The organism is Streptomyces sediminimaris (assembly GCF_047049295.1).
GTDB classification, from domain to species: Bacteria; Actinomycetota; Actinomycetes; order Streptomycetales; family Streptomycetaceae; genus Streptomyces; species Streptomyces sediminimaris.
The window spans coordinates 4,018,005-4,037,500 of the sequence record NZ_JBJWOT010000001.1 but is presented as its reverse complement, the minus strand read 5'-3'; the positions used below and the strand labels follow the sequence as shown (position 1 = coordinate 4,037,500).

The following is a 19,496-nucleotide window of genomic DNA, read 5'->3' as shown; positions in this document are numbered from 1 at the left end:
GGTGTGTTGCGAGGTTAACCCGGGTGGGGTAGCCGTAGCGAAAGCGAGTCCGAAGAGGGCGTTTTAGTAGCATGCTCAAGACCCGAAGCGGAGTGATCTAGCCATGGGCAGGTTGAAGCGGCTGTAAGAGGTCGTGGAGGACCGAACCCACCAGGGTTGAAAACCTGGGGGATGACCTGTGGTTAGGGGTGAAAGGCCAATCAAACTCCGTGATAGCTGGTTCTCCCCGAAATGCATTTAGGTGCAGCGTCGTGTGTTTCTTGCCGGAGGTAGAGCACTGGATAGGCGATGGGCCCTACCGGGTTACTGACCTTAGCCAAACTCCGAATGCCGGTAAGTGAGAGCGCGGCAGTGAGACTGTGGGGGATAAGCTCCATGGTCGAGAGGGAAACAGCCCAGAGCATCGACTAAGGCCCCTAAGCGTACGCTAAGTGGGAAAGGATGTGGAGTCGCAGAGACAACCAGGAGGTTGGCTTAGAAGCAGCCACCCTTGAAAGAGTGCGTAATAGCTCACTGGTCTAGTGATTCCGCGCCGACAATGTAGCGGGGCTCAAGCGTACCGCCGAAGTCGTGTCATTGCAGCATGAGGGTCAACGCCCGCTGTGATGGGTAGGGGAGCGTCGTGTGCCGGGTGAAGCAGCACCGGAAGGTAGTTGTGGACGGTTCACGAGTGAGAATGCAGGCATGAGTAGCGATTCACACGTGAGAAACGTGTGCGCCGATTGACTAAGGGTTCCTGGGTCAAGCTGATCTGCCCAGGGTAAGTCGGGACCTAAGGCGAGGCCGACAGGCGTAGTCGATGGATAACCGGTTGATATTCCGGTACCCGCTGTGAAGCGTCAAACATCGAGCATCGTGATGCTAAGGCCGTGAAGCCGCCCCGGAGCCTTCGGGCGAAGGGGAGTGGTGGAGCCGCCGGACCAAGCGGTTAGTAGGTGAGTGATGGGGTGACGCAGGAAGGTAGTCCAGCCCGGGCGGTGGTTGTCCCGGGGTAAGGGTGTAGGCCGCAAGGTAGGTAAATCCGCCTTGCATACGGCTGAGACCTGATGCCGAGCCGATTGTGGTGAAGTGGATGATCCTATGCTGTCGAGAAAAGCCTCTAGCGAGTTTCATGGCGGCCCGTACCCTAAACCGACTCAGGTGGTCTGGTAGAGAATACCGAGGCGTTCGGGTGAACTATGGTTAAGGAACTCGGCAAAATGCCCCCGTAACTTCGGGAGAAGGGGGGCCACACCTGGTGACGAGTCTTGCACTCCGAGCTGGGGGTGGCCGCAGAGACCAGCGAGAAGCGACTGTTTACTAAAAACACAGGTCCGTGCGAAGCCGTAAGGCGATGTATACGGACTGACGCCTGCCCGGTGCTGGAACGTTAAGGGGACCGGTTAGTCCGATTTCGGTCGGGCGAAGCTGAGAACTTAAGCGCCAGTAAACGGCGGTGGTAACTATAACCATCCTAAGGTAGCGAAATTCCTTGTCGGGTAAGTTCCGACCTGCACGAATGGCGTAACGACTTCTCGACTGTCTCAACCATAGGCCCGGTGAAATTGCACTACGAGTAAAGATGCTCGTTTCGCGCAGCAGGACGGAAAGACCCCGGGACCTTTACTACAGTTTGATATTGGTGTTCGGTTCGGCTTGTGTAGGATAGCTGGGAGACTTTGAGACGCGGACGCCAGTTCGTGTGGAGTCGTCGTTGAAATACCAGTCTGGTCGTGCTGGATGTCTAACCTGGGTCCGTGATCCGGATCAGGGACAGTGTCTGATGGGTAGTTTAACTGGGGCGGTTGCCTCCTAAAGGGTAACGGAGGCGCCCAAAGGTTCCCTCAGCCTGGTTGGCAATCAGGTGTTGAGTGTAAGTGCACAAGGGAGCTTGACTGTGAGACCGACGGGTCGAGCAGGGACGAAAGTCGGGACTAGTGATCCGGCGGTGGCTTGTGGAAGCGCCGTCGCTCAACGGATAAAAGGTACCCCGGGGATAACAGGCTGATCTTCCCCAAGAGTCCATATCGACGGGATGGTTTGGCACCTCGATGTCGGCTCGTCGCATCCTGGGGCTGGAGTCGGTCCCAAGGGTTGGGCTGTTCGCCCATTAAAGCGGTACGCGAGCTGGGTTTAGAACGTCGTGAGACAGTTCGGTCCCTATCCGCTGTGCGCGTAGGAGTCTTGAGAAGGGCTGTCCCTAGTACGAGAGGACCGGGACGGACGAACCTCTGGTGTGCCAGTTGTTCTGCCAAGGGCATGGCTGGTTGGCTACGTTCGGGAGGGATAACCGCTGAAAGCATCTAAGCGGGAAGCCTGCTTCGAGATGAGGACTCCCACCTCTATAAGAGGGTAAGGCTCCCAGTAGACGACTGGGTTGATAGGCCGGATCTGGAAGCCAGGTGACTGGTGGAGGTGACCGGTACTAATAGGCCGAGGGCTTGTCCTCAGTTGCTCGCGTCCACTGTGTTTGTTCTGAGGCAACGACCGTGTGGTGTCCGGTTGTAACTTCATAGTGTTTCGGTGGTTATAGCGTGAGGGAAACGCCCGGTTACATTCCGAACCCGGAAGCTAAGCCTTACAGCGCCGATGGTACTGCAGGGGGGACCCTGTGGGAGAGTAGGACGCCGCCGAACAATCTTTGAGAAAACCCCCGTACCAATAATCGGTACGGGGGTTTTCTGCGTTCCGCTACCGTTGCGGGCATGAACTACAAGGTCCGTTCCATACACGCCGACGAGTGGCCCGCGGCGAAGGCCCTGCGGCTTGCCGCGCTGCAGGACCCCGTAGCGCATCTGGCTTTTCTGGAGACGTACGACGAGGCGCTGGCGCGGCCGGACTCCTTCTGGCAGGAGCGGGCCGTCGGTGCCGCCGAAGGGGCGTCCGGGGCGCAGCAGATCATCGCCGAGGGACCCGACGGTGAGTGGGTCGGGACCTTGACCGTGCTCATCGAGGACGCCGGCACGACCGACTGGGCGGGGTTTCCCGTGGAGCGGACGCAGGGGCATGTCGTGGGTGTCTTCGTCAGGCCCGAGTGCCGGGGCATCGGACTCACCGAGGTGCTCTTCGACGCCGGGCTGGAGTGGGCGTGGTCGCGCGGTGCGGAGCGGGTGCGGCTCATCGTGCACGAGAACAACGGACGGGCCCAGCGGCTGTATAGGAAGGTCGGGTTCGAGCCGACCGGGGTGATCGTGCCGCTGGGCCAGCACTCCGCGGAGTCCGAGCTGGAGTTCGCCGTCGAGCGTGACGCCGGCTGACGGGCCGGGGAACGGGCCCGCTAGACCGGGAGTTCGTCGTGCGGCCAGCGGGAGCGGCCCTGTTCCCGGGAGCGGAGCAGGGCCAGGGTCGGCAGGCCCCGTTCCGTTCCGGTGGCCAGCAGCTCCGGCAGCTGGGGAAGCGGAGCCACGGCGGCCACGTCGTCGAGCACGAGCGTGAGTGGTGGGTCGAGGCGACCGGAGGATGACCGTTCGGCCATGTGCCGGCCGCGCTCGACCACGCTTGCGACGAGGGCCGTCAGGAGGGGCATCGCACCCGGGTTCGTCCTGGGGTCCTCGATGGATTCCCCCACCACATAAAGCGTGCCCCCTTCATGGACGAAGGAATCCAAGGCGAGGGCATCTGTTCGGTTTGGAGTGCAGGACTCGCGGATGTTCACCGTGAAGAGGGAGGACAGTGCTCTGCCGGTCAACTCCTGGGCCATGTCGCGACGTTCGGGGTGCGCGGTGAGCGCGGCCTCGAGTTCGCCGGCGCAGCCGGGAGCCGCCTTCGGGTTCGTACGGAGGATGCGGACCGCGTCCTGGACCTGGGAGCCCTGGGCCCAGCGGTGGACGTGGCGGGTGGTGCGGCCGTCGACGGCCGCGGCGTGCAGGTAGCAGCGCAGGAGCGTCTCGGCGGTGGCCGCCAGTGCCTGGTCGAGCTTGGCCGTCGGGCGGATCGCGGTGAGCAGCGCGGCGGACCTGGCGGTGGCCGTCTGCTTGTCCTCGCAGCCGGCGGTGGGGGACCAGTGCAGGCGGGCCGGTGTGTCGCAGAGGTGGGCGGGGTCGTAGAGGAGGACGGGACCCAGTTTCGAGCGGGCGTCCTTCGTGTCGGACCAGACCGCCGGGTTCGAGGTGATGACGAGGGCCGGGCCCTCCGCGTCGCGTACGGCCTGGGTCGCGGTCGCCCGGCGGTTCTCCCTCGGGGCCAGCACGAGGCGTTCCTGGCCGGCTGTGAGGGGCTCGCCGCCGAAGAGGGGCGTGGCGGGCGGCGGCGGTTCGGGGTCCGGCGGTGCCGTCCTCGGCGTCGGCACCTCGTGGTGCGCCGGCAGCGGCTCGGGGATGGTGGGGCCGGCCGCCGGCTCGGCCGGTTGTTCGGCCGGCGCCGGGTCCGCCGTCGCGGGCTGCGCGGCCGGCCGTGCGACGCGCCGCTGGTGCCGGACCGCGCGCCAGCGGGCGAACGTCCCCATCACGAACACCGTCAGGACGACCAGCACCATCAGCTGACCGATGAACAGGCCCCAGAAGAGGCCGTATCCGGAGAGCTGGGTCTTCGGTGTGCCGGGCCAGGCGCCGGGGATGTCGTGCGGTTCGCCGATGAGGTGGCGCATGGCGACGGGGGTGCGGGTGAAGGTGACGCCGTCCGGCCAGCCCCCCTTGGCGAACCAGCCGGCGAAGCCGGTGGCCGACCACACCAGCACGGTCATGCCGAGGAGGAAGGCGAGTATGCCGATCAGCAGGCCGTCCGGGATGCCGCCCTGGCCGTCCCGGCCTGCCCGTCTCCGGTCGTCCGGTCTCACCACGTCCTGCCTCCCCCTACGCCACCGTCGACTCGGACGGGCCCTCGTAGTCGCTCAGGTGCTGCTCCACGAAGGCGGCCGCGCGCTCCTCCGCCTCCAGCTCGGCGGCGTGCAGGGCCTCGTCGGCGAGGTCGCTGGACGACTCGGTCATCGCGCGGTCGGTGAAGACCAGCGGGCGTTCCGTCTCGGTGATCAGGTGTTTGACGACCTGGACGTTGCCGTTGACGTCCCAGACCGCGATGCCGGGGGTGAGCGTGGGGATGATCTCCACGGCCCATCTGGGCAGGCCCAGGACCCGTCCCGTCGCCCGTGCCTCGTCCGCCTTCTGGGCGTAGATCGTCCGTGTCGAGGCCATCTTCAGGATCGCGGCCGCCTCCTTGGCCGCGGCCCCGTCCACCACGTCGGACAGGTGGTGGACGACCGCGACGAAGGACAGGCCCAGCCGCCGGCCGAACTTCAGCAGACGCTGGAACAGCTGCGCCACGAAGGGGCTGTTGATGATGTGCCAGGCCTCCTCGACCAGGAAGATGCGTTTCTTGCGGTCGGGGCGGATCCAGGTGTGCTCCAGCCACACGCCGACGATCGCCATCAGGATCGGCATGGCGATGGAGTTGCGGTCGATGTGGGACAGGTCGAACACGATGAGGGGCGCGTCGAGGTCGATGCCGACCGTCGTGGGGCCGTCGAACATGCCCCTGAGGTCGCCGTCGACCAGGCGGTCCAGTACCAGTGCCACGTCCAGGCCCCAGGCCCGTACGTCGTCTATGGCGACGTTCATCGCCTCGGCGGACTCCGGCTCGGGGTGCCGTAGCTGCTCGACGATGTCGGTGAGGACCGGCTGGCGTTCGACGATCGTCTCGTTGACGTAGGCGTGCGCGACCTTCAGCGCGAAGCCGGAGCGCTCGTCGAGGCCGTGGCCCATCGCCACCTCGATGATGGTCCGCAGCAGGGCGAGCTGGCCGGTCGTGGTGATCGCCGGGTCGAGGGGGTTGAGGCGGATCCCCATGTCCAGGGCCGCGGTCGGGTCCAGCCGGATGGGAGTTATCCCCAGCTCCTGCGCGATGAGGTTCCATTCGCCGACGCCGTCCTCGCCCTGGGCGTCCAGGACGACGACCTGGCGGTCGCGGAAGCGCAGCTGGCGCAGGACGTAGGTCTTCTCCAGCGCCGACTTGCCGTTGCCGGACTCGCCGAGGACCAGCCAGTGCGGGGCCGGGAGCTGCTGGCCGTAGAGCTGGAAGGGGTCGTAGATGTAGCCCTTCCCGGAGTAGACCTCGCGGCCGATGATGACGCCCGAGTCGCCGAGGCCGGGGGCTGCGGTCGGGAGGTAGACCGCCTGGGCCTGGCCCGTGGAGGTGCGCACCGGCAGGCGGGTCGTCTCGACCTTCCCGAAGAGGAAGGACGTGAAGGCGTCGGTGAGGACGGACAGCGGATCCCGCATGCTTGTGGTCCCTACCTTCGGATGCCGGTGGCGAACGGGAGGGTGTTCACGAACGCGCGATGGTGTTCGCGGTCGCACCACTCCAGCTTCAGGTACGACTTTCCGGCCGAGGCGCGGATGGTCCGCTTGTCGCGGGCCAGGGCCTCGGGGGAGCGGGAGGAGACGGTGATGTAGCCGACGAGGTTCACGCCGGCCGCGCCGCTGGCGAGGTCCTCGCCGCGCTGGTCGAGGCGGTTGTGGGCGGCGATGTCACGGGGGTCGACGGTGCGGTTCATCTTGGCGGCGCGGGAGGCTTCCGCCACGTCGTTGGTCTTCTCGGTCAGCATGCGTTCGATGGCTACCTCGGTGGGCTCGAGATCCATCGTCACGGCGACCGTTCGGATGACGTCCGGGGTGTGGACCAGGAGCGGGGCCAGGAAGTTGACGCCCACCGGGGTCATCGGCCACTCCTTCACCCAGGCGGTGGCGTGGCACCAGGGCGCGCGGGTGGCCGACTCCCGGGTCTTGGCCTGGAGGAACGTCGGCTCCATGGCGTCGAGCTCGGCCGGCCAGGCGTTGCGCTTGGTCATCGCCTGGATGTGGTCGATCGGGTGGTCGGGGTCGTACATGGAGTGGATGAGGGAGGAGAGGCGTCCCTGGCCCAGGGGCTGGCGCACCCGGATGTCGGCCTCCTGCAGCCGTGAGCAGATGTCGGTGAGCTCGCGGGCCATGACGACCGCGAGGCCCGCGTCCCGGTCCACCTTGCGGCCGCCGTGCGGGCGGGCCGCCCGCGCCATGGCGTGCGCCTCGGCCGCGAGTTCGCGGGTGAAGTGCATGCAGGCGACGAGGTAGGCGCGGTGCTGCTCGCTGCTGGTCGAGACCATCGACTGCAGTTGGTCGTAGGAGTCCCGCAGCCATCCCAGGGCCTTCTCGTCGCCCCGTACGGCGACGTCCTTGGCGTGGGCGTCCGGGTCGGCGGGCAGGGTGCGGGCGAGCATCTGGAGGCGGGTGACGAAGCCGTCGCCGTTGGCCACGTGCTTGAGCAGGGTGCCGAAGCGGTCGACGAGGGCTTCCTGGTCCTCGGAGTCGCGCAGGCCCACGCCGGGTCCCTCGATCTCGATGGCCGCGGTGACCGTCTTGCGGTCGGCGTGCAGCAGGACGGCGATCTCGTCGGGGCCGAAGGGGGCGGCCAGCCAGGTGATGCGGCCGATGCCGGGCGGAGGGCCGATCTCGATCTCGCGGCCGTCGAGGCGGGTGCCGGCCTCGATGACCCCGGAGCGGTACTGGGTGCCCTGCTTCAGGGTGCGCTTGTAGCTGCGGTTGATCTCGAACCACTTGTAGAAGGTGCGGTGCCGGTAGGGGACGTAGACCGCCGCCAGCGCGAGCAGCGGGAAGCCCGTCAGCAGCACGATGCGCAGGGAGAGGACGGGGACGAGGAGCCCGCACATCATGCCGAGGAACGCGCCCGCGATGATCAGTACGATCTCGCCGGACTCGCGGTTGCGGCCGACGATCGCGTTGGGCCGGGCGCGGCCGATGAGATATGTACGGCGGGGCGTGACCGGATGGGACAGGTGGGACTCGGTCGTCAACGCCCTTCACCTCCCGTGCGGTTGGTACTGCTGTTGCGGGTGCTGCCGGCGTGCGGGGTGTTCACCGGGCTCGACGAACGGGGTGCGGGGGCTGCGGAGGGGACGGGTCCGCCGCCACCGCCGGTCGGCGTGCGGGTGCTGTGGGCGGCGACTCCGGCTCCGGCCGGGTTGGCCGGGCGGGCGCCGCCCCCGGAGGACGACTGGCCGCCGCCTCCGTTGTCGTTGGCGCGGGCGCTGTGGGTCTTGATGCCCTGGGCGACCATGGTGGCCGGGGAGCTGATGACCGCGGCGGCCTTGCCCTCGGCGCCCTGCATGATGCGGTTGTTGCGGCCGTTCGCGATCTCGTCGCCGAAGCCGGGGACGAAGCGGTAGATCATCGCGCTGGCGAAGATGGCGAGCAGGATGATCGCGAGGCCGGAGACGACGGCGGAGAAGGAGTCGGGGCCGCCGTCGGTGGACAGGGCGCCCGCGAGGCCGAGCACGATCACGATGACCGGTTTCACCAGGATCACGGCGATCATGATGCCCGCCCAGCGGCGGACGTGGCTCCAGAGGTTCTTGTCGACCAGGCCGGCGTAGACGACGGTGCCGAGGAGGGCGCCGACGTACAGCAGCGCGGCGCGGATGACGAGCTCCAGCCACAGGACGCCCGCGGCGAGGATGCTGACCAGGGAGACGACGATCAGCATGATGGGGCCGCCGCCGATGTCGCTGCCCTTGTTCAGGGCGCCGGAGAACGTGCCGAAGAAGGTGTCCGTCTGGTCGCCGGTGGTCTTGGCGAGGACCTCGGTGATGCCGTCGGTCGCCGATACGACGGTGTAGAGGATCAGCGGGGTGAAGGCCGAGGCGAGGACCGTCAGCCAGAGGAAGCCGATCGCCTCCGAGATGGCCGTCGTGAGGGGGACGCCCCGGACGGCGCGCTTGGCCACGGCGAGCAGCCACAGCAGGAGGGTGAGGATCGTGGAGGCGGCGAAGACGACCGCGTACTGCTGGAGGAACTTGGCGTTGGTGAAGTCGACGTTCGCCGTGTCCTTCACGGCGCCGCTGAGCTTGTCGATGGTCCAGGACGCGGCGTCGGCGCAGCCCTTCGCGAGGGAGGAGAGCGGGTCGAGGGTCGAGGTGGGGTCGTTGATCGACCCGCCGTTCTTCTTGCTGTTGTGGTCGCTCTCGCACAGCGACCGGGCCGCGCCCCCGATCAGGCGGCAGGGGTCCTCGCTGCCGGTCGGGGACGGTGTGGGCGACGGGTCCGCGAAGGCCCGGGTGGCCAGGAGCACGGCCGTCGTCTGCAACGCCGTGAGGGCGGACGCGACCGTGAGTACGCGGTGCTTACCGGGCATAGGTGAAGCCTCCGTACTCCTCGACGGCCTTGGCCATCTCGTCGGCGCTGGATGCCTTGTCGTCACCCGGGACGGGGGCCGGGCCCGACTTCTGGGACTGCGTCACGATCTTCCAGTCCCCGCCGGTCCACTGCAGGTGGAGGGTGTCGGTGAACCAGCTGTTGGTGACCGGGTTCGTGGACTTCTCGCCCGCGAGGCCGAGCAGTCCGCTGCACCAGACCTCCACGGTCGCCTCGTTGTCGGAGGCCGCGGTGACCTTGGTGCCGATCGGAGTGGTGCGGGAGACGAAGGTGTAGCCCGACGGCGTGGAGCCGTCCTCGTTCAGCCCCACGGCCTTGTTGAACTCGGGCGTGTAGGCCTTGTCCAGCGCCGACTCGAAGCCGGTCACCCGGGACGGGGCGATGATGGTCTGCAGGATGGCGTCCCGCCTGACCTTGCTGAACATGTCGGCCGAGCTCAGCGCCACCGCGTAGTTCGCGGCGGCGCTCTGCGCGCCCTGCTGGTCGTGGCTGAAGCCGGAGGGGATGCCGCCCGTCCTCGAGCGCACCGCCTCCGCCCCGCTCGCCGCCGTCGCCGCGGTCTTCGGCCGGTCGCCGGATCCTGCGGAGGAAGAGGAATCGCCTCCTCCACGGTTCGCGAAGGCGATCGCCGCGATCAGCAGGACCACCACGCCGACCACGGTGATCAGGCTCCGCGACGACGAGCGGCCACCGCGACGCACGCCGCCGTACATCTCGCCGCCGCCTTCGGGCAGCCTGGTCCGGGTCTGCCCCTCGTCTCCGAGACTCATACCGCGTACGCCCTCTCCACCTCGTCAACATACGACGGTAGCCGTGCTGCTTGCCGCGTGGGCGCGGTGTGGTGACTCGACATCAGGGAAACGCAACCTCTGCCGGTGGGCACGACGGGCGGGTGGGGGTTGAGGGGACCGGGCGGGCCCGGAGAGGAGTGCAGGACGGCTGCCGTGGGCGGGCGCTAGACGGCCATGCCGTACACGATGGTGAAGAGCGTGCCCAGGGAGCCGATGATGAAGACGCCCGTGAGGCCGGCGATGATGAGGCCCTTGCCCTGTTCCGCGCTGAAGGTGTCGCGCAGCGCCGTCGCGCCGATGCGCTGCTTCGCGGCGCCCCAGACGGCGATGCCGAGGCACAGCAGGATCGCGACCGCCATCACGACCTCGATCATCACCTTGGCCTCGTTGCCCAGGCTGCCGAAGGGGCCCCAGTCCGGAGCGATCCCGCCGATGATGGTGTTGATGTCTCCCTTGTCGGCCGCAAAGAGCATGTAAGTCACCGCCCCTGGTGGGTAGTTCCGCAGTCCCTCTGCGGGGGCGCAGAGGTCAGGCTCATTGTCGCCGACAAATCTGCCGTCGTATGTCGACTTGGCGTCATTGCTCGGCGGGTTTCGTACGAATAGTATTCAGGTAACTCTGTGTATCACGGCAGGTCACGCCGGGCAATGAGGCCTGGGGCGGAACCTCGGGTGTGGTTCCGTCGTTAACCACCACTACGACCCGATTCGTTCCTGACGGTCTGGCAGAGTGAGTGGTCGGGCCCCTGTGCCGCGGGTGATGGAGGAAGAATATCCCGGTACGGCGGACGGGGCCGCGACTCGAGGGCGGCGCCCCCTCGGTGACGGAGAGTCAGCGGCGGGTGAGGTCAGGCTCCGAAGTGGTCGAATTCTCCCGCCCGGACGCCGAGCACGAAGGCGTTCCATTTCGGGCGGTCCGTGGTGACGACCGCGTGGGGGGCGGTGGTGCCGCGCAGGCGGACGGTGCCGTTCTCGCCGTAGGCGACCTCGACGGTGGGGGAGAGGGCCGGGGGCTCGTCCTTGAGCTGGGCGAGGAGGGCGGTGAAGGCGGCCGGGTCGGTGGTGAGTACGGCGCCGGTGGGGTCGCCGGACTCGGTTATGTGGATCGCCTCGGGGGTGGCGGCGACGTGGACGCAGGAGTTGCCTTCGGAGCAGTAGGACGACTTCTGCCAGCGCAGGTTCATGGGTTTCCCTTCACAGCTCTCGCATCACGTGGTGGATGAGGTCCCGGGTCTTTCCAGGGGAGAGGGCGACTGCTTCGATGCGATCGATCAGTGTGCGGTACTTGTGCAGCTGCGCCTCCGCGTCGAGGAACGCGATGCCGTGGGACTGGTCGAGGTGCACCGTGTCCAGCTGGGGTACCGGCCCCCGGGCGTAGTAGATCGACTGTCCCGAGCCTGGGTAGGCGCCGACATCGAACGTGATGGTGCGCAGGGTGATGTGCTCGCGCTCGCTCATGTCGAGCAGATACTGCAACTGCTCGCGCGCCACCGTGGGGCCGCCGACCTTCATGCGCAGGGCTGCCTCGTGGACGATGGCCTCATAAGGGGTGGGGTTCTCTCCGTAGAGGACCGCCTGTCGCTTCATGCGGAACGAGAGGCGGTGCTCGATCTCGGGAGGTGAGAGCTCGGTGACCGCCTGACGGAAGATCTCCAGGGCGTACTCGCGCGTCTGGAGCAGGCCGGGGATGCGGGCGGTGGTGGCGTCGCGTACTTCCTGAGCGTGGTGCTCCAGTTCGGCGAGGTCGAGAAGTTGGCTGGGCAGCAGCTCGCGATACTGCTCCCACCATCCCCGCTTACGGTCGCCGATCATCCCGACGATGGCTTCGACGAGGGGCTTGTCCGAGCAGTCGTAGTGCCTGGCCAGTGTGCGCACCCGTTCGGCGCTCACCCCTGCCCGGCCGGCCTCGATGTTGCTGATCAAAGCCTGTTTACCGCCCAGGAGTTGACCCGCCTCGGTGGCCGTCAGGCCCGCGCGCTCCCGGAGTTTGCGCAGCTCAGCGCCCAGGCGGAGTTGGCGACCCGTCGGATTCGTTCTCACGGGCTGGTCCTTCTCCTCGCTGGTGATCGTCACCCGAACGGGTGGAGTAAAACGCATTTTGGAGCATCCGTGAAATGTGTTTTACGGATGCCGCTACCTTACAACTGGGCCCCCGCCCAGAAGTGCCCCGCTCGACGGAGCGACGCGGTCACTGGGCAACCGTACGCACGTTCCCAACTCCCCGCCGTGATCGGAGACTTCCATGTCCACCGTATCCCCGCCCTGGGCGTACGCCCTCCAACTGCCGCACGATCCGCGCGCACCGGGTGTCGCGCGGGCGACCCTGCGTGCCGTCCTCGGTGCCCACGGGCTCGCCGAACTGGTGCCGACCGCCGAGCTGGTCGCCGCGGAGCTGCTCGCCAACGCCCAGCTCCACACGGCCGGGCCTTACGCCCTCCGCCTTCGTCCGATGGAGTCGGGCCGGCTCCGGGTCGCCGTGTGGGACACGGATCCGCGTGTTCCGCCGGGCTTCCGGGGGGAGCCCGCCGTGGGCCCGCCGGACGACGCCGAGGGCGGCCGGGGGCTGCGGCTCGTGCGCGCCTGCGCCGACGCCGTGGGCGCCTCCGCGCTGCGGGAGCTCGGGGCGTCCAAGGGCGGGAAGCTGCTGTGGGCCGAGTGTCAGTGGGGGGCCCTACAGTGATTTTGTGGGCACGGAGAGTGAGGAAAGGGGGTTGCGGTGAAGGGTGAGGCGCAGGTCAGGAGGGGTGGTCGCCGCTGCGGGGAGCGGGACGCGGAGGCGGGGGCGGCGACCGCACAGTACGGTGGAATCGACGTCGAGCGGGACGCCGGACCTCCCGAAGCCCCCGCTCGCGCAGCCGATCGCGCCGAAGAGGCGGAGGGACGGAGGCGGCGAGCCATGTCCGTGTCACCGGGCGGCCTGCCCGAACCGCGTCCCCGTCCCCGTTCCGGGAACCTGCGTGAGGTCGCCGAGGAGATCGAGGCTGCGACGGGTCTGCGGGCGCAGATCATGGGAGGAAAGCTCGTGATGTCCCCGACCCCGGGCGGCAAGCACGCGGGCGTGGTGAGGCGGCTGCGGCGACAGCTGGAGGACGGCGTCCTGCCGGAAGGGCTGGACATGTACGAGGTGTCGTCGATCGCTCTGCCGGACGATCCCGATGACTACGTCACGCCGGATCTGGTCGTCCTGCCCACCGAGTGGGAGGAGGACGACGACTGGCTCGCCGACCCGGAGGACACCGCGCTCGCCGTCGAGGTCATCTCCCAGTCCGAGAAGTCCCGCGAGATCCGCGACAAGGCCGACTGGTACGCCGTCGCCCGCGTCCCCGTCCTCCTCGTCGTCGACCCCCGCAAGGGCACCTGGTCCCTGCACACCCGTCCGGACAACGGCGCCTACCAGGAGGTGGTGCCGGGCAAGTTCGGGGAGTCCGTGCGGCTGCCGGACCCGTTGGGCGTCGAGATCCTCACGGACGGGTTCCCGGTGTACGGCCGCTCTCCGCGTGGTCCCGAGCGGCAGAAGGGACCGTTCACGGAGAGATCTCAGTGAAGGGCGGACTCTTTTCTCACCTTCGTCGGCCACAGTGGGTGGCGATGAAGCGCACCTCACGCATCAACAGCCGTATCAGTGGTTCCGTGTACGCGGTGGCCCTGATCCTCGTCTCGGCCGTCACCTCGTCCTCGCTCGCGAACGCCGACGACGGTCCAGGACCCTTCGGCGTGACCGCTGTCGCGGCCGTGGGGCGCCAGAGCGCCAGAGTGGGGGCGCTCTTCGACGCCGGACGGAGATCCTCGCTCGCCGGGGGACACTTCTGCACCGCCTCCGTCGTGCACAGCCCGCACCGCAATCTCATCGTCACCGCCGCCCACTGCCTGGGCGGGGACGCGGACCTCGTGTTCGTGCCGGGCTACCGGGACGGGCGGGCGCCCTACGGGGTGTGGACCGTCCACCGTTCCTTCCTGCCCGACGCGTGGACCCAGGACCAGGACGAGGACAGCGACGTCGCCTTCGCCGTCCTGGAGGACCAGGGCGGCAAGGGCGTCGAGGACGTCGTCGGCGCGAACCGGTTCGTGGCCGGCATGGCGACCGGGGCGACCGCCGTCACCATCACCGGGTATCCCAACTCCGGCGAGGTCCCGGTCAGCTGCACCAACAAGCCGACCGCGCACAGCCGCACGCAGCAGCGGATCGAGTGCCCGGGGCTCTCGGGCGGGACCAGCGGCAGCCCCTGGGTCAACGGCGACCGCCAGGTCGTCGGGATCCTGGGCGGGCACGAGCAGGGCGGGGCCACGGACGACGTCTCGTACAGCGTGGTGCTCGGGGCCGGGGCCGCCGAGCTGTACCGGGACGCGGCCGCCGACCCGTGATCCGGCGGGACCCGGGGACGGTGCGGCTCGCCCGGTTCCGGCCGGCCCGAGCCGGCTGAAGGCGCATAGTGGTGCCCGTTTGGCGCGTAACCGTCTTGCGGGGCGCACGGGTTCCCGCGGGCGGGTTCCGCGGTGGGCAGACCGCCGCCACGTGCGGTTTTCTCCCGGTGAGTGATCACCCCACAACACAGGAGGCACCCCTACACTGACGTGGGCGAACGGACTCCCGGACGGTGAGGGGCGGTTGACGGTGCGTAAGGCGTGGATCGTGACGGCCGTGGCCGTCGGCTCGTCCATGTCCTTCGTGGCGCTGCTCGTCGTCGGGGTGTACGTCGTCGCCGGGAACCTGGTCAACGGCGTGGGTGCGGGGGCGAAGGCCCTGGCCAAGGGAGCCGTGCCCGCCGCGTACTCGCCCATCGTGCAGAAGTGGGGCAACCTCTGCCCTGCCCTGAACCCCGCGCTGCTCGCCGCCCAGCTCTACCAGGAGAGCGGGTTCAACCCGAGGGCCAGGAGCGCGGCGGCCGCGGAGGGGATAGCGCAGTTCATCCCGGGCACCTGGGCCACCCACGGCATCGACGGCAACGGCGACGGCGTCCGCAACGTCTGGGACCCGCAGGACGCGATCCCGTCCGCCGCGTCGTACGACTGCCAGCTCGCCTCGTACGTGAAGGACGTACCCGGGAACCTGACCGAAAACATGCTGGCCTCGTACAACGCGGGGTCGTACGCGGTGATCAAGTACGGGGGCGTGCCGCCGTACGCGGAGACGCGGAACTACGTCAAGACGATCACGACGCTGGAGAAGAGCTTCGCCGCGCCCGTCACCCGGGTCGATCCCTCCAAGCAGGCGGCGGGAGCCATCGCCTACGCGCAGAAGAAGCTCGGCACGCCCTATCTGTGGGGCGGGAACGGTACGGCCGCCGACAACGGGCGTTTCGACTGCTCGGGGCTGACCAAGGCCGCGTACGAGAGTGTCGGGATCACGCTGCCGCGGGTCGCCAACGACCAGTACAACGCGGGGCCGCACCCCAAGCGGGACGAACTGCTCCCCGGCGACCTGGTGTTCTTCTCCACGGACCCGGCCGACTCCCGGGCCATCCACCACGTGGGCATCTACGTCGGCGGCGGATACATGATCGACGCGCCGCGGACCGGTGCCGTGATCCGGTTCGACCCGATCGACACCGGTGACTACTTCGGGGCCACGAGGGTCACCGAAGATGGCGCGAAAGCATTGCCCACGACGGTGTGAGCTGAGCGTGAACCCACCCCCTGAGCTGCACTGATGAGTCTCTCTTCGATAACGTCTGCGTGATCATTCGGTGGACTGTGGAACGTACTAAGCGGGACCGTGCGTTCCTGTTCACGTAGGCGTGTGCGAGCGCGCCCGGCAGCAGACGACGAAGGGGCCGCAGCACCATGGCTGGACTCGCCGAATCCGGGTCGAACCCCGACGTCGACCTGCTCTACGACATCAACGGCCTCGCCAAGGACGCGCCGCACTGGTTCGACCGGGTCATGGGCTACGTCGGGGAGTACGGCCTGCTGGCCGCCATGGTGCTGCTCGTGGTCTGGTGCTGGTGGTCCCTGCGGCGCCGGGGCGGACGGGACGCCGCCTCGTCCGTGGCCGCGCTGGTGTGGGCACCGCTGGCCGCCGCGCTCGCGGTGCTGGTGAACGTGCCGATACGGGGCTTCGTCGAACGGCCCCGGCCCTTCCGCACCCACCAGGGGATCGACGTCCTGGTCTCCGGCAAGACCGACTACTCGTTCGTGAGCGACCACGCGACCATCACCATGGCGCTGGGGGTCGGACTCTTCGTCGCGCACCGGAAGTTCGGGCTCGTCGGCATCGGGCTGGCGCTGCTCGAAGGGTTCTCCCGCGTCTACATGGGCGTGCACTACCCGACCGACGTGGTGGGCGGGTTCGCGCTCGGCACAGCCGTCGCGCTGCTGCTCTCGCCGGTCGCGACGGCCCTGCTGACGCCGCTGATGGCCGCGGTGGAGCGGTCGGCCTGGGGCGGGTGGCTGGTGCGGTCCCGCTCGCCGCGCTCGGCCGCGGGACGGGACGCGGTGATCCCGGGCGGCGCGAGGACCGAGGCGACGGAGCCGGAGGAACGGGACCTGGCGGCCTGAGGCCCGCCGGGCCCGGCGGCGGACGGGCCGCCCTACAGCCCCTGCGGGTGGGTGAAGAAGCGGTCCGGGTCGTAGCGCTTCTTGACGGCCGTGAGGCGCGCCGCCGCGTCGCCGTAGTACGCCTCGCGCCAGTTCGTCAGCGTGGGGTCGGTGTAGTTCTGGTACGCCGCCCCGGAGGCGTACGGCCTCATCGCGTCGTGGGCCGAGGTCAGCCAGGACCGGGCGGTGGTGCCCGAGGTGCCCGCGCGCCAGGACGCGATGTACTGCGCCAGCATGCGGGAGCGGCGGTGCACGAAGGCCGTGGCCGTGGGGGAGACGCGGTTGACCGCGCCGCCGAGGGCCGTCAGGGCGATGCTGCCGGAGCCGCCCCGCACCGACGCCATCTGCCGCAGCAGCGCCTGTATCCCGGCGGCCGAGATCGAGCGGTCGAAGAAGTCGGAGCGGGCCGCGTACGTCTCCCTGCCCAGCGCGCCCTGCGGGGAACGGCCCGGGGTGGGGCCGGGGAGGTGGCACTGCGCGGGGGAGGAGAAGGAGGAGCAGCCGGCGTAGATCTCCATCGCCTCCTCGTAGCCGCGGCGGCGCAGTGAGACGCTGCTCGCGTTCGCGCCGGCCCTGTCGGCCAGGCGGTCCACCGCGTTCTTCAGCTCTGCGTAGCCGCCGATGGAGAAGCAGGCGACGGAGACGGTCGGGGTGCCTCCCGCCGCGTTCGCCAGGTGCAGGGCGGACCAGATCTCGTCGGGCAGGGCCGGGCCCCACTCCTGCCAGGCCCTGATCACCGCGGCCGCCTTCGGCCAGGGCCAGGTGAGATAGCCGGTCACCGCCTGCGGGGCCGGGTGGGTGCGGAAGCGCAGTTCGGTCACGACGCCGAAGTTGCCGTTGCCCGCGCCGCGCAGGGCCCAGAACAGGTCCTTGTTCTCGGTGGCGTTCGCGACCAGCTCCTTGCCTTCGGCCGTGATCAGCGTCGCCTGCGTGAGGCTGTCGCAGGTCAGGCCGTAGGCCCGGGAGACCACGCCGTGGCCGCCGCCCAGGACCAGGCCGGAGACGCCGACGGTGGGGCAGGAGCCGGCGGGTATGGTCACGCCCTTCGCGGCCAGTCCGCGGTAGACGTCGATCAGCTTGGCGCCGGCGCCGACGACGGCCTGCCCGCCGCTCACCCGGATCTGCTTCAGCCGGGAGACGTCGAGGATCAGCTTGCCGTCGCCGGAGGACCAGCCCGCGTAGGAGTGGCCGCCGTTGCGTATCGCGACCTCGATGTGGCGGGCGCGGGCGTAGGCGAGGGCCGTGCGGATGTCGTCGGTGTGGGCGGCGTAGGCCACGGCCGCCGGCTTCAGGCCGTCGAAGCGGGTGTTGTAGAGCTGGTGGGCCGCGGCCCAGTCGCGCTCGCCCGGGCGCACCAGGCTGCCGTCCAGGTCGCGCCCGAGAGCGGTCCAGTCCGCCGGGGCGGCCGCGGTTCCGGTGGCCCGGAGGGACGTACCGGAGGACGATGAGGAGGACGACGAATCGCTGGTCGCGTCGGCTGCCCCGCCCCTGCAGGCTGTCGCGACCGCGGCGAGGGCGGCCGCGCCGCCGGCCATGAACGTACGCCGTTGCATGTGGTGCCTCCCGATGGCTCTCGGGGAACGAGACGGCCCGCCGGCCTCATGGGTTCCAGGAGGTAGTGTCACCGCTCTGTCACCGTGGACCGGAACCAGGGTGTGCTCTCCCCGTAAGCATTCCGTGACCTAACCACAACGTCTGCAGGGGTTCACCTCGCGTTCATTTGCGGCCATCGGCGGCTTCACCTGATCTGCCTAATTTCGGCCTTACGCGATGCGGATCGCCCCGAAGGAGTCGTTCCCCGCATCGCCCTGGTTTTCGACTCCGCACGCCGCCGGATTCAGGACGGCGGCTCCTGGAAGGAACTCTTTCAAGTGAAGCTTCAGCGCATGAATCGGCGGGCCATCGCCCTCGGTGCCATCGCCGCGTCGAGCGCCCTGGTCCTCACGGCGTGCGGCTCGAACGACAACAGTGGCGGCAGCAGCAGCGCCTCGTCGTCGGCGAACGCCAGCGCCATCAAGTGTGCGGACGCCAAGGGCCAGCTGCTGGCCTCCGGTTCCACCGCGCAGCAGAACGCCATGGCCACCTGGTCCAAGAACTTCATGGCGGCCTGCTCCGGTGTCCAGGTCAACTACAAGGGTGTCGGCTCCGGTGCGGGCATCCAGGAGTTCCTGCAGGGCAGCACCTCGTTCGCCGGTTCCGACTCCGCCCTGAAGCCGGAGGAGATGGCGCAGTCCAAGAAGGTCTGCAGCAACAGCCAGGCCATCGACCTCCCCATGGTCGGCGGGCCGATCGCCCTCATCTACAACCTGCCCGGTGTGGACGGCCTCGTCCTGGACGCCTCGACCACGGCCAAGATCTTCAACGGCCAGATCACGAAGTGGAACGACAAGGCGATCCAGAAGCTCAACCCGAACGCCAAGCTGCCCAGCACGTCGATCCAGGCCTTCCACCGCACCGAGGACTCGGGCACCACGGACAACTTCACCAAGTACCTGAAGGCGGCCGCCCCGGCCGACTGGAAGTACAGCGGCGGCAAGTCCTGGCAGGCCAAGGGCGGTCAGTCCGCCAAGGGTTCCTCCGGTGTCGCGGCCGGCGTCAAGCAGACCCAGGGCGCCATCGGCTACGACGAGATGTCGTACGCCACCGCCAACAAGCTCCAGACGGCCAAGCTCGACACCGGTGCCTCCGCCCCGGTCGAGCTGACCACGGACACCGCCTCGAAGGCGATCTCCGCCGGCAAGATCGTCGGCACCAACGGTGACCTCTCCCTCCAGCTCGACTACGCCACCAAGGAGGACGGCGCCTGGCCGATCGTCCTGGTGACCTACGAGATCGCCTGCCAGAAGGGCAACAAGCCCGCCACGCTGCCCGCCACCAAGGCGTTCCTGGGCTACATCGCCAGCGAGGACGGCCAGGCGACGCTGAAGGACCAGGGCTACGCCCCGCTGCCGGCCGAGATCGCCACCAAGGTCCGCTCGGCGATCGACTCCCTCGCCTGATCCACGAAGAGGAGGCCGGTCCGCTCCGAAGGGCCCGGCTCACGGAGAACAGCC

General features: G+C 68.5%; 16 protein-coding genes and 2 rRNA genes (1 of these 18 only partly in view). 9 read left to right on the top strand and 9 right to left on the bottom strand.

Annotation, left to right across the window (positions count from 1 at the left end):
- The 3 genes from ACJ9NR_RS18670 to ACJ9NR_RS18660 all read left to right on the top strand — a co-directional run.
- Positions 1 to 2,428 (top strand): 23S ribosomal RNA (locus tag ACJ9NR_RS18670) (it extends 692 nt beyond the left edge of the window).
- Between the two features lie 70 nt (positions 2,429 to 2,498).
- A 5S ribosomal RNA gene (rrf, locus tag ACJ9NR_RS18665) occupies positions 2,499 to 2,615 on the top strand.
- A 69-nt stretch (positions 2,616 to 2,684) separates the two neighbouring features.
- Positions 2,685 to 3,236 carry a GNAT family N-acetyltransferase gene (locus ACJ9NR_RS18660; RefSeq protein ID WP_412488709.1) on the top strand — a complete coding sequence of 184 codons (552 nt, stop codon included), beginning with the start codon at positions 2,685 to 2,687 and terminating at the stop codon, positions 3,234 to 3,236.
- A 20-nt stretch (positions 3,237 to 3,256) separates the two neighbouring features.
- Here ACJ9NR_RS18660 and ACJ9NR_RS18655 read toward each other — a convergent pair whose 3' ends face one another.
- From ACJ9NR_RS18655 to ACJ9NR_RS18620, 8 genes are all read right to left on the bottom strand, one after another.
- The gene (locus ACJ9NR_RS18655; protein WP_412488868.1) at positions 3,257 to 4,753 is read right to left on the bottom strand and encodes a TraM recognition domain-containing protein; all 1,497 of its coding nucleotides are present in this window, start codon (positions 4,751 to 4,753) and stop codon (positions 3,257 to 3,259) included.
- A 16-nt stretch (positions 4,754 to 4,769) separates the two neighbouring features.
- Entirely contained in the window at positions 4,770 to 6,191 is a 1,422-nt protein-coding gene (locus ACJ9NR_RS18650; protein ID WP_412488708.1) for an ATP-binding protein, read from the bottom strand.
- Between the two features lie 11 nt (positions 6,192 to 6,202).
- Entirely contained in the window at positions 6,203 to 7,762 is a 1,560-nt protein-coding gene (locus ACJ9NR_RS18645) for an SCO6880 family protein (RefSeq protein ID WP_412488707.1), read from the bottom strand.
- A complete protein-coding gene (locus tag ACJ9NR_RS18640) occupies positions 7,759 to 9,099 on the bottom strand; it encodes a hypothetical protein (protein WP_412488706.1) in 1,341 nt (446 codons plus the stop codon). Before ACJ9NR_RS18640 ends, ACJ9NR_RS18645 begins: the two co-directional genes overlap by 4 nt.
- Positions 9,089 to 9,889, bottom strand: coding sequence for a DUF8175 domain-containg protein (locus ACJ9NR_RS18635; protein WP_412488705.1), 801 nt, complete (start codon positions 9,887 to 9,889; stop codon positions 9,089 to 9,091). Before ACJ9NR_RS18635 ends, ACJ9NR_RS18640 begins: the two co-directional genes overlap by 11 nt.
- 185 nt (positions 9,890 to 10,074) lie before the next feature.
- Positions 10,075 to 10,383 carry a DUF8827 family protein gene (locus tag ACJ9NR_RS18630; protein WP_014673544.1) on the bottom strand — a complete coding sequence of 103 codons (309 nt, stop codon included), beginning with the start codon at positions 10,381 to 10,383 and terminating at the stop codon, positions 10,075 to 10,077.
- 374 nt (positions 10,384 to 10,757) lie between these two features.
- Complete coding sequence (locus tag ACJ9NR_RS18625; protein ID WP_412488704.1) at positions 10,758 to 11,093, bottom strand: DUF397 domain-containing protein; 336 nt, start codon at positions 11,091 to 11,093, stop codon at positions 10,758 to 10,760.
- A gap of 10 nt (positions 11,094 to 11,103) precedes the next feature.
- Complete coding sequence (locus ACJ9NR_RS18620; protein WP_412488867.1) at positions 11,104 to 11,949, bottom strand: helix-turn-helix domain-containing protein; 846 nt, start codon at positions 11,947 to 11,949, stop codon at positions 11,104 to 11,106.
- Positions 11,950 to 12,151: 202 nt separating this feature from the next.
- Here ACJ9NR_RS18620 and ACJ9NR_RS18615 point away from each other — a divergent pair, with 202 nt between their 5' ends.
- From ACJ9NR_RS18615 to ACJ9NR_RS18595, 5 genes are all read left to right on the top strand, one after another.
- On the top strand, positions 12,152 to 12,589 hold the full coding sequence (locus tag ACJ9NR_RS18615; RefSeq protein ID WP_412488703.1) for an ATP-binding protein: 438 nt from the start codon (positions 12,152 to 12,154) through the stop codon (positions 12,587 to 12,589).
- Positions 12,590 to 12,805: 216 nt separating this feature from the next.
- Positions 12,806 to 13,453, top strand: a complete 648-nt coding sequence (locus ACJ9NR_RS18610; protein WP_412488702.1) for a Uma2 family endonuclease — start codon at positions 12,806 to 12,808, stop codon at positions 13,451 to 13,453.
- Positions 13,454 to 13,497: 44 nt separating this feature from the next.
- Positions 13,498 to 14,271 (top strand): trypsin-like serine peptidase, encoded by a 774-nt coding sequence (locus ACJ9NR_RS18605; RefSeq protein ID WP_412488701.1) that lies wholly within the window; start codon positions 13,498 to 13,500, stop codon positions 14,269 to 14,271.
- Between the two features lie 244 nt (positions 14,272 to 14,515).
- Positions 14,516 to 15,523, top strand: coding sequence for a C40 family peptidase (locus ACJ9NR_RS18600; protein ID WP_412488700.1), 1,008 nt, complete (start codon positions 14,516 to 14,518; stop codon positions 15,521 to 15,523).
- A 167-nt stretch (positions 15,524 to 15,690) separates the two neighbouring features.
- Positions 15,691 to 16,404, top strand: coding sequence for a phosphatase PAP2 family protein (locus ACJ9NR_RS18595; protein WP_412488699.1), 714 nt, complete (start codon positions 15,691 to 15,693; stop codon positions 16,402 to 16,404).
- A gap of 32 nt (positions 16,405 to 16,436) precedes the next feature.
- On the opposite strand, the gene ACJ9NR_RS18590 is transcribed toward ACJ9NR_RS18595, so the two are convergent.
- Complete coding sequence (locus tag ACJ9NR_RS18590; protein WP_412488698.1) at positions 16,437 to 17,996, bottom strand: FAD-binding oxidoreductase; 1,560 nt, start codon at positions 17,994 to 17,996, stop codon at positions 16,437 to 16,439.
- Between the two features lie 318 nt (positions 17,997 to 18,314).
- On the opposite strand from ACJ9NR_RS18590, the gene pstS reads away from it, so the two are divergent.
- The gene (pstS, locus tag ACJ9NR_RS18585) at positions 18,315 to 19,442 is read left to right on the top strand and encodes a phosphate ABC transporter substrate-binding protein PstS (protein WP_412488697.1); all 1,128 of its coding nucleotides are present in this window, start codon (positions 18,315 to 18,317) and stop codon (positions 19,440 to 19,442) included.
- The last annotated feature ends 54 nt before the right edge of the window (positions 19,443 to 19,496 follow it).

Excerpts from the sequence above, each read along its gene's own strand:
- ACJ9NR_RS18590 (WP_412488698.1), bottom strand. The coding sequence starts at position 17,996 with ATGCAACGGCGTACGTTCATGGCCGGCGGCGCGGCCGCCCTCGCCGCG.
- ACJ9NR_RS18650 (WP_412488708.1), bottom strand. The coding sequence starts at position 6,191 with ATGCGGGATCCGCTGTCCGTCCTCACCGACGCCTTCACGTCCTTCCTC.
- ACJ9NR_RS18610 (WP_412488702.1), top strand. The coding sequence starts at position 12,806 with ATGTCCGTGTCACCGGGCGGCCTGCCCGAACCGCGTCCCCGTCCCCGT.
- ACJ9NR_RS18615 (WP_412488703.1), top strand. The coding sequence starts at position 12,152 with ATGTCCACCGTATCCCCGCCCTGGGCGTACGCCCTCCAACTGCCGCAC.
- ACJ9NR_RS18595 (WP_412488699.1), top strand. The coding sequence starts at position 15,691 with ATGGCTGGACTCGCCGAATCCGGGTCGAACCCCGACGTCGACCTGCTC.
- ACJ9NR_RS18605 (WP_412488701.1), top strand. The coding sequence starts at position 13,498 with ATGAAGCGCACCTCACGCATCAACAGCCGTATCAGTGGTTCCGTGTAC.
- ACJ9NR_RS18660 (WP_412488709.1), top strand. The coding sequence starts at position 2,685 with ATGAACTACAAGGTCCGTTCCATACACGCCGACGAGTGGCCCGCGGCG.
- ACJ9NR_RS18635 (WP_412488705.1), bottom strand. The coding sequence starts at position 9,889 with ATGAGTCTCGGAGACGAGGGGCAGACCCGGACCAGGCTGCCCGAAGGC.
- ACJ9NR_RS18625 (WP_412488704.1), bottom strand. The coding sequence starts at position 11,093 with ATGAACCTGCGCTGGCAGAAGTCGTCCTACTGCTCCGAAGGCAACTCC.
- ACJ9NR_RS18630 (WP_014673544.1), bottom strand. The coding sequence starts at position 10,383 with ATGCTCTTTGCGGCCGACAAGGGAGACATCAACACCATCATCGGCGGG.
- ACJ9NR_RS18640 (WP_412488706.1), bottom strand. The coding sequence starts at position 9,099 with ATGCCCGGTAAGCACCGCGTACTCACGGTCGCGTCCGCCCTCACGGCG.